We start from the raw sequence: 14,064 nt of genomic DNA, 5'->3' as shown, positions 1-14,064 counted from the left end.
GACCTCACCCCGCAAGCATCACAACCGCAATCCACAGTGGCAGTGTCAGCGCCGAAAGCAAGGTTGATTGCGCGATCAATGTCGCCACCAAGCGGCGATCCGCGCCAAAGCCCGATGCCAACACATGCGCCGCCGAAGCCGTAGGCAGCGCCGCAAACACCACCAGCACCCCCATCAAACCGCTCTCAACCGACAACATCATACAGACTGCAAATGTCACCGCCGGCAAGGCCATCAATTTCACACCGCATAGAATCGCGCTGAACCGGTTTAGCCGGGCCAGCGCCTTCCAATCCATTGTCGCGCCGATGGAAATCAAGGCCACCGGGATCGCCGCCGCCGACAGCATCTCGACCGGGGCCAATATTGGTGCGGGGATTTTCCACCCCGACAACCCCACCAAGACCCCAGACACCGAGGCTAGCAAAAACGGGTTCAACGCGATCCGCTTGAGCGTTGCCAAAATCCCCAAACTGCCGCCCCGCGACAGGGCCGTCACCGCCAAAAGGTTTGCCATGGGGATCGCCATGCCCACGGCCACTGCCAAAATCCCAAAATCCGCGCCGGGCAACACCGCCACGGCGATAAATCCCATCGCAGTGTTGAACCGCCACGCCGTTTGCCAACCGCCGGCGAAATCCAAAAACCGCTCGGGCCCATAGTGCCGCGCGCCATAGCCCAGCACCAAACCGATGCCCAAAATCGCCCAAACCGCCGGGGCGATCCGCACCACATCGCTTATGGCAATCTCTCGCCCTGATGCGGCCACAAAGATCAGCGCCGGAAACAGAATCTCAAAGTTGAGCCGATCCAGCCCTTGCCACGCGTTCTCGCTCAGGCGTTTGCGCACGGCACCGCCCAAGATCACCATCAAAAATGACGGCAACAGCCCCTGCAAAATCGTGGCAAAGATCATCGGCCCCTCCGCTCGGATCACCCGACCTGCAAACACCAAAGCCCAAACACATACAAGGCCACATCCAAATGCGCCGACGCGAATACCATCCACCTTGGACGTTGACGCTCGGGGAAACAAAAGCGCATGCTGGGCTCATCTTATTAAACACATCTCAAAGGAAGCACATCATGTTATTTCGTACTGCGCTGACCATCGTTTCCATGTCTCTTTCTATGACCCTCGCTGCGCCGGTTTTGGCCGAAGGCGGTGAAACACCGGCCCCTGAAGGGGCTATGGTCTACTTTGCCAATGTTGCCGATGGCGATACGGTGTCTAGCCCTGTGACCGTCATCTTTGGCCTGTCTGGCATGGGCGTCGCCCCAGCTGGTGTCGAAAAAGAAGCAACCGGGCACCATCATCTGCTGATTGACCGCCCGCCGCTGGGCATGGGGGAAGATGGCAAAGAGGAAATGATGATGGGCCTGCCCTCGGATGAAAATCACCGACATTTTGGGGGCGGACAAACGCAGGTCACGCTTGACCTTGCGCCGGGCAAACACACGCTCCAACTGGTGATGGGCGACGCCGGACATGTGCCCCATTCCGTGCCGGTTGCCTCGGACGTGATCACCATCACCGTCGAATAACCACATAACCGTGCAGGCTCCGGTGTGCGCCGGGGCCTGCTCTTGTCTGCTAGGAAATCACCTGATCCGGCGGTTGGTGTTTGCCTAGGACCACCGGCATCAGATAATCGGCGTTATCCTCTGAAAACACGTGTTTCTGGATCTTTTGAAACGCCTCCATATAGGCTGCATAGCTGGTCAGGTTGACCGTATCCGGTGCTGGCAACAAATCCCCCAGAAATCCTGAAAACCCGCGCACGCTTATCTCCATCTGCGCCTGGCTCATGCCAAGTTGCGCTTCGGCGGCGATATTGGGGATCGACACATGGGTTTCGGCGCTGAACTCTGACGCATCCACCTGCAAGCGCACCGCGACACCCCACTCAATATCCACCCCATTCTCGCGCTTGACGAAAAAGGCTTTGGCCTCTTGAACCACCCCCACCTGTTTGCCTTTGGCTTCGGCTTTGAACAAAGAGGAAAAGAAATTCACCTTGCCTTCGACATCGCGGGTGTAGGCGGTGCAGTTGATCAAATGGCGGTTCAGGGTCTTGGGATCAGCAGGGTGCTGTTCGGCCGCGGCCCCTCCCTCTGCCCCCAATTCGATATCAAGCGCCGGTCCTCCGCTTCTGGAAAACATCATCCCATCCAGATCGGGCAAATCCGGCAATCCAGTTGGGCTGCGCATGCGCGGATCCCCATCCAAAAACGGCTGATAGGCCGATGGGACTGATTCTGGCTTGGCGGGTGTTGGTGATTTGGCCATCTCAACTTCCTCATAACTCGTTGGGCGCGCTCCGCTATAAGTATAGCAAGAACGCACCCAATCACCTATGGGGGTTTACCCGCCCTGTGCCGTCTTAGCCCTCCTTCGGCGGATTTGGGCTTGTCGGAGGGGGTGCAACGCGCGGAGCGGCAGTGCCAAAGATCCGCGCCATCATCCCCGGCCCTTTTTCCTTTTCAGGGCCAAACCAATCCTCATTTCGGGTGGCAAACATGGTCAATGCAATTGCGCAGAACGCCAATGTCGATCCGGCCAGCAATGCATAATCCGCACTGTCCAAAATCAGATACAGCACCGCGTAAACCACAACCAAAACCGCCCCCAAAACCAAGGCCCGCCGCCCGAGTTTCAACGCAAAGGCCCCAAATCCGGTCAGTAACGCAATCACAGCCCCCGCCGACAAAGCATAGGCTGCGGCAAATCCGATTTGCTCGGCATAGGCGACCATCAGCAAAACAAACACCGATTGTGTTAGCCCAACCAGTATATATTGCACCGCATGCACCGGTTTGCCGCTGCCACGTTCGATCAAAAGGATCGTCAAAAACGTCAATGCAATGAACAAGATACCATAGTTCGCGGCGCGATAGGCCTTTTGGTAGAAATCATTCGGCTCAATCAAACGCACGCCAAATCCGCTGACCTTGCGCGCCGATCCGGCCACCTCGTCACGTCCTGCTTGCGGCAAGGGCCGGGCCAGATGCGGTATCGACCAAGTGGCGCGAAACCCTGTCTCGGTGACCTCATGGTTATCGGGCAAAAACGCCCCGCTAAAGGACGGGTGCGGCCAATCGCTTGTCATTGTCACCTGACTGTTCAACCCCACGGGCGTCACCATCAGACTTTGGGCACCGTTCAAGCCCAGCGTCAGATCGTATTGCCCCTGTCCACGCGGATCGCCCGTTGCAGCGGTAAACCCATGCCGCCCCGACATCGGCGACAAAGACAGCGCGGTGCCTTGGGTCGCAATCTCGGCCGCCCCGCGCAAAGCTTTGTTGTTTGACACCTCAACCTCAATCCGCGCTTTGTCCCACAAGAGCGTTTCATTCTCCGCGATCAGCGGGTCGGCCGCCTCCAGATCAAAGTCAAACGCCATATCAACCTGCGCCTGATAGACGGGCACCTGAAAAATGCCGCGCGCGCGCATTTGTGTTTGCGTATCCAGATCAGCTTCAAATTTTGATGGCAGCAAATAGACACTTGGACCGGCCTTGATCACCGTTTCCTCAAACCGAACTTTGAGCTCCTCACCGGTTTCGGCATGGGTCATCACCAAGCCCGTCTCGGGATCAATCTTGGGCCGCGATTTGAGCGTCGTCACCTCGCGCTCCACCGGGATCACCAGAAAAGGCCCCGATATCGTCTGTTGCCCACCCCATTCCAAACCAACCGTTCGGATGGTGTCTTGAGAATAAAATTTGCGTGAATTGATGACTTCTGCGGCAAAGAACAGCGGAATGAACATCAGCAAAACCAATATGCCAACGACGATAAACCGCCTACCTGGGGATTTGAGCATAACTCTCTCCTTTAAACAAAATCCGCCCCGGTTGTGACACCGAGGCGGATCAGAACTCACATAGAAGATGTGCAGATTTTGCGCAGCTTACGAGGCCGTAAAACTAACAGCCTCGCCCAAAATCACACTGTTCGGGCGATTGGCGGGCCGGGAACCGGTGCCAATCCTCAGGAGCTTCAGGGCGCAAACATCCCCTCATATTTGTCGCGCAAGATGTTCTTTTGCACCTTGCCCATCGTGTTGCGCGGAAGCTCGTCTAGAATGACAAGTTTGCGGGGATGTTTGAACCTTGCCAAGGACTTGCGCACGGCCTCCATCATCCCGTCCTCATCTGGCTCGGCACCCGTCTCGGGGACAATCAACCCCACCACGGTTTCGCCAAAATCGGGATGAGGCACCCCGATCACCGCGCTCTCAAGGACACCCGGCTGATCATCAAGCACCAGCTCGATCTCTTTGGGATAGATGTTGTACCCGCCCGAGATGATCAAATCCTTGTTGCGCCCGACAATTTGCACATAGCCATCCGCGTCGATCAGACCGAGATCGCCGGTAATGAAAAAACCGTTCTCCCGAAGCTCAGCTGCGGTTTTTTCCGGCATCTGCCAATAGCCTTTGAAGACATTCGCACCGCGCACCTCGATCTGCCCCACCTCGCCATCGGGCAGAGTGTCACCCGTGTCGGGATTGGTAATCTTGAGCTCAACTCCGGGCAGTGGGAAACCCACTGTTCCGGCTCGACGCTCACCATCATAGGGGTTTGAGGTGTTCATATTGGTTTCGGTCATGCCGTAACGCTCAAGGATACGGTGCCCGGTGAGCGCCTCAAAACGGGTATGCGTTTCGGCCAAAAGCGGTGCCGAGCCCGACACAAACAGCCGCATATGCGCCGTCAGTTCACGGGTGAAGCGTTCATCGTCCAAGAGCCGGGTGTAAAAGGTCGGAACCCCCATCATCGTGGTTGCCTCAGGCATCCGCGCAATAATCTCGTCTTGATCAAACTTGGGCATGAAAATCATGCTCCCGCCCGCCGCCAGTGTCACATTCGTGGCCACAAACAGCCCATGCGTGTGGAAGATCGGCAGCGCATGCAGCAACACATCATCCGCTGTAAACCGCCAATGCTCGACTAGGGTCTGAGCATTTGAAATCAGGTTGTCCTGGGTCAGCATCGCCCCCTTAGAGCGCCCCGTCGTCCCCGAGGTATACAAAAACGCCGCCAGATCATCGCCACTGCGCGCGACGGTTTCGAAACGCGTTGGCATCTGTTGCGCCTGGTCCATCAAGGTGCCACTGCCATCGGCATTGAGCGTTTCAAGCTTGGCACCAAGCTCCTTGGCAACCACGCCCAGCGTCTCTTGGCTTTTGCCACCGCAGACGATCAGGGACGCGCCGCTGTTCTCGATAAAATAGCTCAGCTCATCAACAGTATAGGCGGTATTGAGCGGCAAAAACACCAATCCAGCCTGCGCACAGGCCGCATAAAGCGCCAGGGCTTCTGGGGATTTCTCAACTTGAACCGCGACCCGGTCCCCCGGCTTCAACCCGATCTGCACCGTAACATGAGCGATCTGGGCGCTTATGGACAGGAAGTCTTGGTGGGTGACAACCTGCCCGCCCTCCAAACGCAGAAACGGCGTGGTTTTTTCGGCATGAACACCGAAGAAACCATCATAAAGAGGATTCGCCATTGGATTACCTTTCTTCGGTCGTTGGCAGCGTGACGGTGTCTGCCAATGCTTTGACGTCAGCCGAGGCAACGACGTCGCGTGTTGTTACAAAGTTCTCGTGGTTTTGAGAAATCTTTGAGAGGTCATAGAGATAATTTACCATTGCGCCCCCCGATTGCGCGCGCCCCTTCTCAGAGACGTCGGCGTCGGAATGAACAGCATGGACAACGGCGCCATTGCCGAGGTGGAACCGGGCCACCGGATCATACGGCAACCCGCCGCGGGACTTGGCATTCAACAAATAAAAGGCAGCCAGCGCCCGCGTCTTGTCGGACATCGTTTCGGCGTCATCGCTCAACCACTCCACCTCAGACGTCTTGAGCCATTTGGTCAAGCCGGGGATCGGTGACAGGGTGACAAAGGTCTTTAATCCCGACAATTCAGCCGCCAGATCAGCCGCCACTTGCTTGATCAGGGAATTGCCAAAGGAAATGCTGGCCAATCCCGCCTGACAGTTGGAAATGGAATAGAACGTTGCCGTATCCGCATCCTCAGACGGCACCGCTTCCCGGTCTTCGGCCAGCAGAGTTTGGATCGACCCCGGAATGCCTTTGGTCAGCGCCACCTCAACAAAGATGAGCGGCTCATCGGGCATCGAGGGATGAAAAAACGCAAAACAGCGCCGATCGGTGGGTTGCAATCTGCGGCGCAGATCTTCCCAACTGTCGATGGCATGCACGGCCTCATAGGCAATGATCTTGTCAAGAATATGCGCCGGGCTTTCCCAGTTGATCGGTCGCAACACCAAAAAACCTCGGTTGAACCACGAGGCAAACAAGTGACGGAAATCGAGATCCAGCGCCTGCAACTCGGGTTCTTTGCGGCCCAAGCGCAGCAAATCTGCACGCATCTGAACCAACGCCCCCGTCGCCCCCTGCACGCTGTTCAAGCGCCGAACAAACTCTTGTCGCGCGGGCTCTGCGGCTTCGGCAAACGCCCGGTAACTCGCCTTGGACGGCGTGTGCTCATAGGCATCCAAAGTTGTGCGCACCGCCACCGGATCAATATTCATCGTCGTGGCGATGTTGCGAAAGAAGGCCAGCTTTTCGTCATCATCCATGTCGGCAAAGCGCGACAGGATTTCACCCGCCAGCGCCAAGCCTGATGTCTCGCCCGCCGATCCAACAAGAGCCGCAGCGAGTTCCGTAAGCGGGCGACCATCCGTCGCCCGCGTGGCTTGGCCGCGATAACGCCGCTCAAACACTGTTGATAAAAGTTCTGCAAGTAGGGTCAAATAACCGCTCCCATAACCTGATTTGGTAACCACGTCGCAAGGCCGGGAAACAGGCACAGCAGGATAATCGCCAGCACCATACAAGCCACAAAGGGCAAGGAGCCTTTTAGGATGGTCTTGAGCGAAATGTCCGGCGCAATGCCGTTGATGACATAAAGGTTAAGACCAACCGGCGGCGAAATCAGGCCAATTTCCATGTTGATGGTCAGCACAACAGCGAACCAGATCGGATCAAATCCTGCTGTGTCAATGATCGGCAACAGGATCGGAGCCGCCATCAAAATCACCGCAACCGGCGGCAAAAAGAACCCGGCAATAAGCAAGAAAACATTCACCACACCCATCAAGACCCAGCGGTTCACGTCCAGCGTCCCGATCCATTCGGCAATGGATTGTGTGATAAAGAGCGAGCTGAGCATATACGAATACACACCCGCAGCCGCGATAATGAACAAGATCATGACGGATTCTTTGGTGCTGTCGCGCAGCACAACCCAAAGATCCTTGGGGTTCCACAGCTTGTAGATCACCATCGCGATGATCAGGCAGAGCAATGCCCCCACGGCGGCTGTTTCTGACGGCGTCGCGATGCCGCCATACATAGCATATAAAACACCAACAATGATCAACAGGAACGGCAACACACGCGGCAGGATTTCAAACCGCTGCGCCCATGTATAAGTGCCCGAGCTCAGCTGAGAGGCATTGCCGGACTTCCATGTGGAATACAGCGACCACGCCATGAACAGGCCGACCAACAACAGACCAGGGATAACACCGGCCAGAAACAAACGGCCAATCGAGGTTTCCGTGGCGATCCCGTAAACAATCATCGTCACAGATGGGGGGATCAAGATACCGAGCGTGCCACCCGCCGCGATTGAGCCCGCCGCCACACCGTCTGGATAGCCGCGTTTGCGCATCTCGGGGATGCCCATTTTGCCGATGGCCGCGCAGGTCGCAGGAGACGACCCCGACATCGCAGCAAACAACGCACAGGCCCCAAGGTTCGAGACAACCAAGCCCCCCGGAACACGGGTCAACCAGCGTTCAAGCGCTTCATAGAGATCGGCCCCGGCCCGTGTTGAGGCAATAGAGGCCCCCATGATGATAAACATCGGGATCGAAAGAAGCGCAAAATTGTCGAGCTTCCCAAACAGCAATTCCGGCAAAAGCTCCAACGACCGCGCGCCGTCAAAGACCAACAGAAATCCGGCCGAGACAATCAACAGGCCGATGGCCACGGATGTTCCAGAGAACAGGACGAGAATAGTGGCAATGGCCACAATTGCTCCAAGCAAAAGAGGATCCACGTGTACTACTCCAGACCAAAGGGTTTATCGATGCCAAGCAATACAGCGACGAGATCGGCGATCAATTGCAGAAGAAAGAGACCAAATCCCACGGGGATCGCCAGATACGGAATCCATAGGCGCACGCCCCACACGGTGTCGGATTTCCAACCGCGATCCCAGGCAAAGTGCCAGTATTCATAGCCGTAAAACAGCATCAGCGACACGATGGAGATCGACAGGAGTGAGGTCAGGATCGCCATATAAAACCGCGCTCTTGTCGGCAGCATGATCGGGATGAGATCGACGTTCACATGGCCACGCAAGCGCTGGACATAGGGCAGGCCGATCAAGGTGGCTGCGATGACCAGATAGATCACAGCCTCGGTTTGCCAAACGGTCGACCCGTTTAACACAAAACGCACGGTGATCATTTGGCAGGTGATGGCCACGGCGGCAACGATCATACCAGCCGAGCACCAGCCAGCCAGTGTCGAAAGGGCCGCGACGACACGAAGGAAAAGGTTGTTCCCGGTATGGGAAGCAACGGCGGAGCTTTGGCCAGCCAATTGCGCCTCCTGTTGTAGTGAAATTTAGGGGGGGGGGGAGCAGACAGGCGGGGCATGTCAAAACAATGCCCCGCCAAAAGGTTATTCTACGGCCAACGCCATATCCAAGAGCTCCTGACCGCCCTCAACTTCTTCTACAAATTTCGCATAGGATGTTTCCATGGCAAGGGTCCGCCACGCTTCGAAATCCTCTGCAGACATCTCAGCAATTTCAACACCAGCATCCATAAACACTTGTGTCGATGCTGCGTCTTGCTTCTTGGCTTCGGCCAAATAGTGGGCTTCGGCCTTGGCAGAGGCTGCCATCAACGCCGCTTGCTGATCTTCGTTCAGCTCATCAAACGCGCTCTTGTTCATCAACAGAGGCTGGTACATGAACCACAACGCCACATCACCCGCAGGGGTGTAGCAGCTGACCTGCTCATAGATACGGTAGCTGACAAAGGAAGACGACGACGTATTGGCCGCCTGCAGAACGCCGGTTTGCATCGCATTATAGATTTCCGACGACGCCATAGATGCGATCGACGCATTGGCACCAGCCAGCATTTGCTCAAACGATTTGCCCGCCGCACGGGTCTGGAGCCCGGCCACATCTGACGGTTTGGTGATGCACTTGTCTTTGCCTGCGAAACCACCGGCCAAATAGCCATGAACCAGAACCATCACATCATCTTCGGCCATCTTGGCTTCAAGCGCTTCCATGAAGGGCGACTCCGACAAACGCGCCGCGTGATCATGGTTTTTCACCAGACCGGGCATCAGTGTCAGGTTATAGGCGGGTTGTTGGCCACCGGCATAGGACAGCGGCAAAACGGTCATATCCAGCTGACCACGGCTCAGCGGCTTGTACTGCTCGCGCGGTTTGAACAAGGACTTTGATGCAAAGATTTTGATATCCAAATCAACATTTGCTGCCGCAACTTCATCAGCCACGATTTGGGCGACTTGGTGGCGGATGTCTTTGGTCGACCATTGGTGCGACAGGCGCAATTCAGTGGCCCCTGCAATGGTGCCTACGGATGCGAGTGTCAGCGCGGTGACGACAGTCTTCATTATAGATTTCATGTGTTCCTCCCAAAACGTGACCCCGGAAAAATGCCGGGTAGCTCACGGTAGGATTGGATGTTTTTTAAGTCAAGCTTCTTGTATACAAGATTTCGGTTCTTGAGTTTCTCACTGCGCGATTCTAAACTTGGGCCATGGAACAACGACGCGCAGATTCAATTGCCGAAGAGCTCGAAGAGCGGATTTTTGACGGGTCTTACTCAGACGGAGACCGCCTTGATGAGGTGCGTCTGGCCGAGCAATTTGGCGTTTCCAGAACCCCGTTACGTGAGGCCTTACAAAGGCTTGCCCGATCTGGATTGGTCGAACACATTCCCCGCCGGGGCGCGTTTGTGCGCCAACCCGGAGTTGTTGAGCTGATGGAAATGTTCGAAGTCATGGCCGAAGTCGAAGCGGTCTGTGGGCGCCTTGCTGCGAAACGCATTTCAGATCAGGCATTGCTGGATTTGCACGATGCCAACAACAAATGCCAAAAAGCTATCGACGCGCAGGACCCCGATTCCTACTACATCGAGAACGAGCGGTTTCACAAAATCATCTACCGCGAATCCGGCAACGCCTTCTTGGCAAGCGAAACCGGAACCCTGCACCGCCGCCTCCAACCCTTCCGCCGCCAGCAACTGAGATTGAGGGGGCGCATGGCCCAATCCATGAGCGAACACAAAGCCATTCTAGAGGCGCTGGAGCAGGGAAATTCCGAAGCCGCCGCAGACGCCCTGCGCAGCCATGTGGCCATCCAAGGCGAAAAATTTCACAGCCTCATGGCGACCCTCAAAAGCGCCGCCGAATAGGCCCTGCCCTGAGGGGCCACCTGCGGCACTCATGTTCGCCCCGCCAAACCAATCCGCATCATCCGACCGGTTTCGCAAACACAATCGCGAAACCGTCTGACGCGAAACCGGCTGACACTTGAAACAGGCTGGCACTTAGCCCGCAGATGCGCCGTCAAATCCGACCGCAAGCCGCACACCTTGATCAATGGCGCGCTTGGCATCAAGCTCCGCCGCCACATCCGCGCCGCCGATCACATGCGCCGTGATCCCCTTGTCGGCCAAAGCGTCGGCCAGGCTGCGTTCACTGATCTGACCCGCGCATAATACAACGTTGTCACAGGCGATCACCTCAGGGTTCTCACGCGCTTCGCCAAAGGAAATATGCAGGCCCTCATCGTCGATCCGCTCGTAATTGACGCCCGCTTTCATCTTCACTTTCTTCATCTGAAGCGCCGCCCGGTGAATCCAGCCGGTGGTTTTGCCCAAACGCTTGCCCGGTTTTTCAGCCTTGCGCTGCAATACCGTGACCTCACGTATCGCGGCCTCGGGCTGCGGCCCTTCGGGGGCCAAACCGCCGCGGGCCTCAGCGGGGTCGGTCACGCCCCATTCGCGCATCCACTCCGGCAGGTTTTCGGTCGGGCTCTCACCGGTCACAAGGAACTCGGCGATGTCATAGCCAATGCCACCCGCGCCGATCACCGCCACCTTATCACCGACCGGAACCTTATTGCGCAGCACATCAATATAGCTAAGCACTTTGGGGTGATCTTGCCCCTCAATGCCCGGATCGCGCGGTGTGACGCCTGTGGCCACCACAACCTCGTCAAACCCGGTCAGATCATCAGCCGTCACCTCTTGGCCAAGCGCCAATGTCACACCGGTCTCGCCGACCATGGTGCGGAACCAATCCACAAGGCCCCAGAATTCCTCTTTGCCAGGCACCTGTTTGGCCATGTTCAACTGACCGCCCACATCATCGGCGCGATCAAACAGGGTCACATTATGCCCGACCTGCGCCGCCGTGATCGCCGTTGCCAAGCCCGCGGGCCCCGCTCCGACAACCGCAACCGACTTTGGGCTCGTGGTGTCTGACAGGATGATTTGCGTCTCAAATGCCGCGCGGGGGTTGACCAAACAGGTCGAAACCTTGCCCGCAAAGGTGTGATCCAAACAGGCCTGATTACAGGCAATACAAGGCGCAATCGTGTCGGCCCGGCCCTGCGCTGCTTTGGCAACAAAATTCGCATCCGCCAAAAACGGCCGCGCCAGCGACACCATGTCGGCACAGCCTTCAGCCAGCACACCCTCGGCCACGTCGGGCGAATTGATCCGGTTCGAGGTGATGACCGGAATACCGACCTTCCCCATCAGCTTCTTGGTCACCCAAGCAAAGGCGCGGCGCGGCACGCTTGTGGCAATCGTCGGAACCCGCGCTTCGTGCCAGCCAATGCCCGTGTTCAGGATCGTTGCGCCCGCTGTCTCAATCTCCTGCGCGAGCTGCACCACCTCTTCGAATGTCGATCCATTTGGCACCAGATCAATCATGCTCAGCCGGTAAATCACGATGAACTCAGGCCCAACCGCCGCGCGCACGCGTTTGACCACCTCAATCGGCAGACGCATGCGGTTTTCATAGGAACCGCCCCAGCGATCGGTGCGTTTGTTGGTATGTGTGACAAGAAACTGATTGAGGAAGTAGCCTTCCGACCCCATGACCTCAACGCCGTCATAGCCAGCGCGCTGAGCCTGTGCCGCAGCATGGGCAATATCTGCGATCTGCTTTTCGATACCGTCTTCGTCCAACTCTTTGGGAGGAAAGGGGGAAATCGGTGATTTGACCGGCGAGGCCGACACACATTCCGGCCCGTAGGCATAGCGCCCTGCATGCAAAATCTGCATCGCGATCTTGCCACCACCTTCGTGAACACGGTCGGTGATCACCTTATGGTTGGCAATGTCTTTGTCGCTAAACAGCCCCGCTGCACCGGGAAACACGCCACCTTCCAAATTGGGGGCCATGCCGCCTGTGACGATCAAACCCACATCGCCGCGTGCCCGTTCTGCATAGAATTCCGCCACCGCATTCCAGTCGCCGCGCTCCTCAAGATTGGTATGCATCGACCCCATCAAAACGCGGTTCTTCAGCGTGGTAAAACCCAAATCCAAGGGGGCTAACATATGCGGGTAGTGGCTCATTCCTGGCTCCTCCAAAAGCACGCGGCCCACGCCCCGGCGCGGTGGCCAAAGGGGGCGGCTTAGCCCCCAGATCACACGATCTGCTTTACCTTGTCACCGCCTACGTCACGTCAGGACTCCCCGGAAGATGACGTGACCTTAACCTAGGTCAATGCACGAAAGGACACCGCTGATATGTATCAATCACTTTGATCCTAGCAACTTCGTATGAGAATTATGCAAACATTTGATCCAAGCTATCTGTTGGAGTACTTCCCCAAAATCTTTCAAACGAAGGGCCAGTTTCGGGATGCGTTCTACAGAAAACTGCTTGAAGACGCGCCCGAGCTTCAGCCGCATTTTGACCGCTATCCAATTGCAAAAACTCATATGATGGAAAGGTTTATGACCGATCTTGTGCGATCGGCAACCTCGGGTTCCGGCATTGCTGATCTCGTCTCCCGCTTTTCAGCTTCTCATAAGAAATTCAATCTGACCGACCGCCATTTCACCGCCTGTGAGGTCGCCATGAAATATGCGTTCGAACAGGTGCGGCAGGTGCATCATTCTTTGCCTTCAGACGCCGAGCTGAACTTTCACATGTTTCTGGAAATCGTTTTTCATGAATTGCGCAAAACGGCGCAGGGATAGAGACGCCATCTGCTCTACCCTGCCCGCTTGCGCGCGACGATAAAGCGGCTGATGTTCTGCTTGGGAAAGAACATCATCTCTTCAACGTCGAACCCGGCTTGTGTGATCATGGTTCTCAGACGGTCAGGGCGCAGCGAATGCACCGGTTTCGGCGCCTTGCCAATCAGTTGCATCAGCGCGATCAGCGGTATGAACCAGGGCTTGTTTCCCAAACACGGCGTTTTGGAAATAAACATCCCGCCCTCGGGCAATTGGCTATGAATATGCGCCAGCGTCGCTTCGGGATCGGGCACCAGATGCAGCAGGTTAAACGCCAGCACAGCATCGTAATTGCCATCTCCCGCCTGCGTCGCGCTTGCCACGTCAAAAGTCAGGTCCTCAACGCCATCATCAATGCGCTTTTCATTGGCGATCTTGATCATCTCTGAGGAAATATCCGTGCCGGTATAATGCCCGGCCGCATCCGCGAGTTTCAGCGCGGTAGTCCCGGTGCCACAACCCACTTCCAACACCTGCATTTCGGGGGTGATGAGCGCGCGCACCCGCGCCAAAGTTGCCTCATAGGCTGGCATGTTGCTAATCGGGTCCGATGCGTATTTGCGGGCAATCTTGTCCCAGAACTGGTCATGTTTCATAGCGTGTCCCATGCGTTTGCTGTCACTCATATGCGCTTAACTTAGGGTTTGCGGTCACTGCTTTGAACACCCGTATCGACACAGGTCCCATGCATATATGCATGGAAACC

The 14,064-nt window shown here is 56.5% G+C and carries 13 protein-coding genes; 3 read left to right on the top strand and 10 right to left on the bottom strand.

Translation table 11 applies throughout. The features are described from left to right. Positions 1-4: 4 nt before the first annotated feature. Positions 5-916, bottom strand: coding sequence for an AEC family transporter (locus ACRBB0_RS01105; protein ID WP_431372541.1), 912 nt, complete (start codon positions 914-916; stop codon positions 5-7). A gap of 215 nt (positions 917-1,131) precedes the next feature. On the opposite strand from ACRBB0_RS01105, the gene ACRBB0_RS01100 reads away from it, so the two are divergent. Then, complete coding sequence (locus ACRBB0_RS01100) at positions 1,132-1,545, top strand: DUF4399 domain-containing protein (protein WP_431372590.1); 414 nt, start codon at positions 1,132-1,134, stop codon at positions 1,543-1,545. 49 nt (positions 1,546-1,594) lie between these two features. On the opposite strand, the gene ACRBB0_RS01095 is transcribed toward ACRBB0_RS01100, so the two are convergent. The 7 genes from ACRBB0_RS01095 to dctP all read right to left on the bottom strand — a co-directional run bounded on the left by ACRBB0_RS01095 (position 1,595) and on the right by dctP (position 9,720). After that, positions 1,595-2,290 carry a hypothetical protein gene (locus ACRBB0_RS01095; RefSeq protein ID WP_431372540.1) on the bottom strand — a complete coding sequence of 232 codons (696 nt, stop codon included), beginning with the start codon at positions 2,288-2,290 and terminating at the stop codon, positions 1,595-1,597. A 94-nt stretch (positions 2,291-2,384) separates the two neighbouring features. Further along, positions 2,385-3,827 (bottom strand): cell envelope integrity protein CreD, encoded by a 1,443-nt coding sequence (gene creD / locus ACRBB0_RS01090; protein ID WP_431372539.1) that lies wholly within the window; start codon positions 3,825-3,827, stop codon positions 2,385-2,387. A gap of 176 nt (positions 3,828-4,003) precedes the next feature. Next, entirely contained in the window at positions 4,004-5,518 is a 1,515-nt protein-coding gene (locus ACRBB0_RS01085) for a malonate--CoA ligase (protein WP_431372538.1), read from the bottom strand. A gap of 4 nt (positions 5,519-5,522) precedes the next feature. After that, on the bottom strand, positions 5,523-6,791 hold the full coding sequence (locus ACRBB0_RS01080; protein ID WP_431372537.1) for a malonyl-CoA decarboxylase: 1,269 nt from the start codon (positions 6,789-6,791) through the stop codon (positions 5,523-5,525). After that, on the bottom strand, positions 6,788-8,104 hold the full coding sequence (locus ACRBB0_RS01075; RefSeq protein WP_431372536.1) for a TRAP transporter large permease: 1,317 nt from the start codon (positions 8,102-8,104) through the stop codon (positions 6,788-6,790). Before ACRBB0_RS01075 ends, ACRBB0_RS01080 begins: the two co-directional genes overlap by 4 nt. 5 nt (positions 8,105-8,109) lie before the next feature. Then, on the bottom strand, positions 8,110-8,652 hold the full coding sequence (locus tag ACRBB0_RS01070; protein WP_431372535.1) for a TRAP transporter small permease: 543 nt from the start codon (positions 8,650-8,652) through the stop codon (positions 8,110-8,112). Positions 8,653-8,733: 81 nt separating this feature from the next. Beyond that, positions 8,734-9,720 (bottom strand): TRAP transporter substrate-binding protein DctP, encoded by a 987-nt coding sequence (dctP, locus tag ACRBB0_RS01065; protein WP_431372534.1) that lies wholly within the window; start codon positions 9,718-9,720, stop codon positions 8,734-8,736. Positions 9,721-9,854: 134 nt separating this feature from the next. Here dctP and ACRBB0_RS01060 point away from each other — a divergent pair, with 134 nt between their 5' ends. Continuing rightward, on the top strand, positions 9,855-10,511 hold the full coding sequence (locus ACRBB0_RS01060) for a GntR family transcriptional regulator (protein ID WP_431372533.1): 657 nt from the start codon (positions 9,855-9,857) through the stop codon (positions 10,509-10,511). A 135-nt stretch (positions 10,512-10,646) separates the two neighbouring features. On the opposite strand, the gene ACRBB0_RS01055 is transcribed toward ACRBB0_RS01060, so the two are convergent. After that, the gene (locus tag ACRBB0_RS01055) at positions 10,647-12,689 is read right to left on the bottom strand and encodes an FAD-dependent oxidoreductase (protein ID WP_431372532.1); all 2,043 of its coding nucleotides are present in this window, start codon (positions 12,687-12,689) and stop codon (positions 10,647-10,649) included. A gap of 207 nt (positions 12,690-12,896) precedes the next feature. On the opposite strand from ACRBB0_RS01055, the gene ACRBB0_RS01050 reads away from it, so the two are divergent. Beyond that, positions 12,897-13,319, top strand: coding sequence for a hypothetical protein (locus ACRBB0_RS01050; protein ID WP_431372531.1), 423 nt, complete (start codon positions 12,897-12,899; stop codon positions 13,317-13,319). Between the two features lie 14 nt (positions 13,320-13,333). Here the strand turns inward: ACRBB0_RS01050 and ACRBB0_RS01045 are convergent, their stop codons facing one another. Then, on the bottom strand, positions 13,334-13,954 hold the full coding sequence (locus ACRBB0_RS01045; protein WP_431372530.1) for a class I SAM-dependent methyltransferase: 621 nt from the start codon (positions 13,952-13,954) through the stop codon (positions 13,334-13,336). Positions 13,955-14,064 lie beyond the last annotated feature (110 nt).

The sequence above is a fragment of the Pelagimonas sp. genome (assembly GCF_050633425.1).
Lineage (GTDB): Bacteria > Pseudomonadota > Alphaproteobacteria > Rhodobacterales > Rhodobacteraceae > Pelagimonas.
This window is presented reverse-complemented; position numbering and strand designations above follow the sequence as displayed.

Excerpts from the sequence above, each read along its gene's own strand:
- ACRBB0_RS01105 (WP_431372541.1), bottom strand. The coding sequence starts at position 916 with ATGATCTTTGCCACGATTTTGCAGGGGCTGTTGCCGTCATTTTTGATG.
- ACRBB0_RS01100 (WP_431372590.1), top strand. The coding sequence starts at position 1,132 with ATGACCCTCGCTGCGCCGGTTTTGGCCGAAGGCGGTGAAACACCGGCC.
- ACRBB0_RS01095 (WP_431372540.1), bottom strand. The coding sequence starts at position 2,290 with ATGGCCAAATCACCAACACCCGCCAAGCCAGAATCAGTCCCATCGGCC.
- creD (WP_431372539.1), bottom strand. The coding sequence starts at position 3,827 with ATGCTCAAATCCCCAGGTAGGCGGTTTATCGTCGTTGGCATATTGGTT.
- ACRBB0_RS01085 (WP_431372538.1), bottom strand. The coding sequence starts at position 5,518 with ATGGCGAATCCTCTTTATGATGGTTTCTTCGGTGTTCATGCCGAAAAA.
- dctP (WP_431372534.1), bottom strand. The coding sequence starts at position 9,720 with ATGAAATCTATAATGAAGACTGTCGTCACCGCGCTGACACTCGCATCC.
- ACRBB0_RS01060 (WP_431372533.1), top strand. The coding sequence starts at position 9,855 with ATGGAACAACGACGCGCAGATTCAATTGCCGAAGAGCTCGAAGAGCGG.
- ACRBB0_RS01055 (WP_431372532.1), bottom strand. The coding sequence starts at position 12,689 with ATGAGCCACTACCCGCATATGTTAGCCCCCTTGGATTTGGGTTTTACC.
- ACRBB0_RS01050 (WP_431372531.1), top strand. The coding sequence starts at position 12,897 with ATGAGAATTATGCAAACATTTGATCCAAGCTATCTGTTGGAGTACTTC.
- ACRBB0_RS01045 (WP_431372530.1), bottom strand. The coding sequence starts at position 13,954 with ATGAAACATGACCAGTTCTGGGACAAGATTGCCCGCAAATACGCATCG.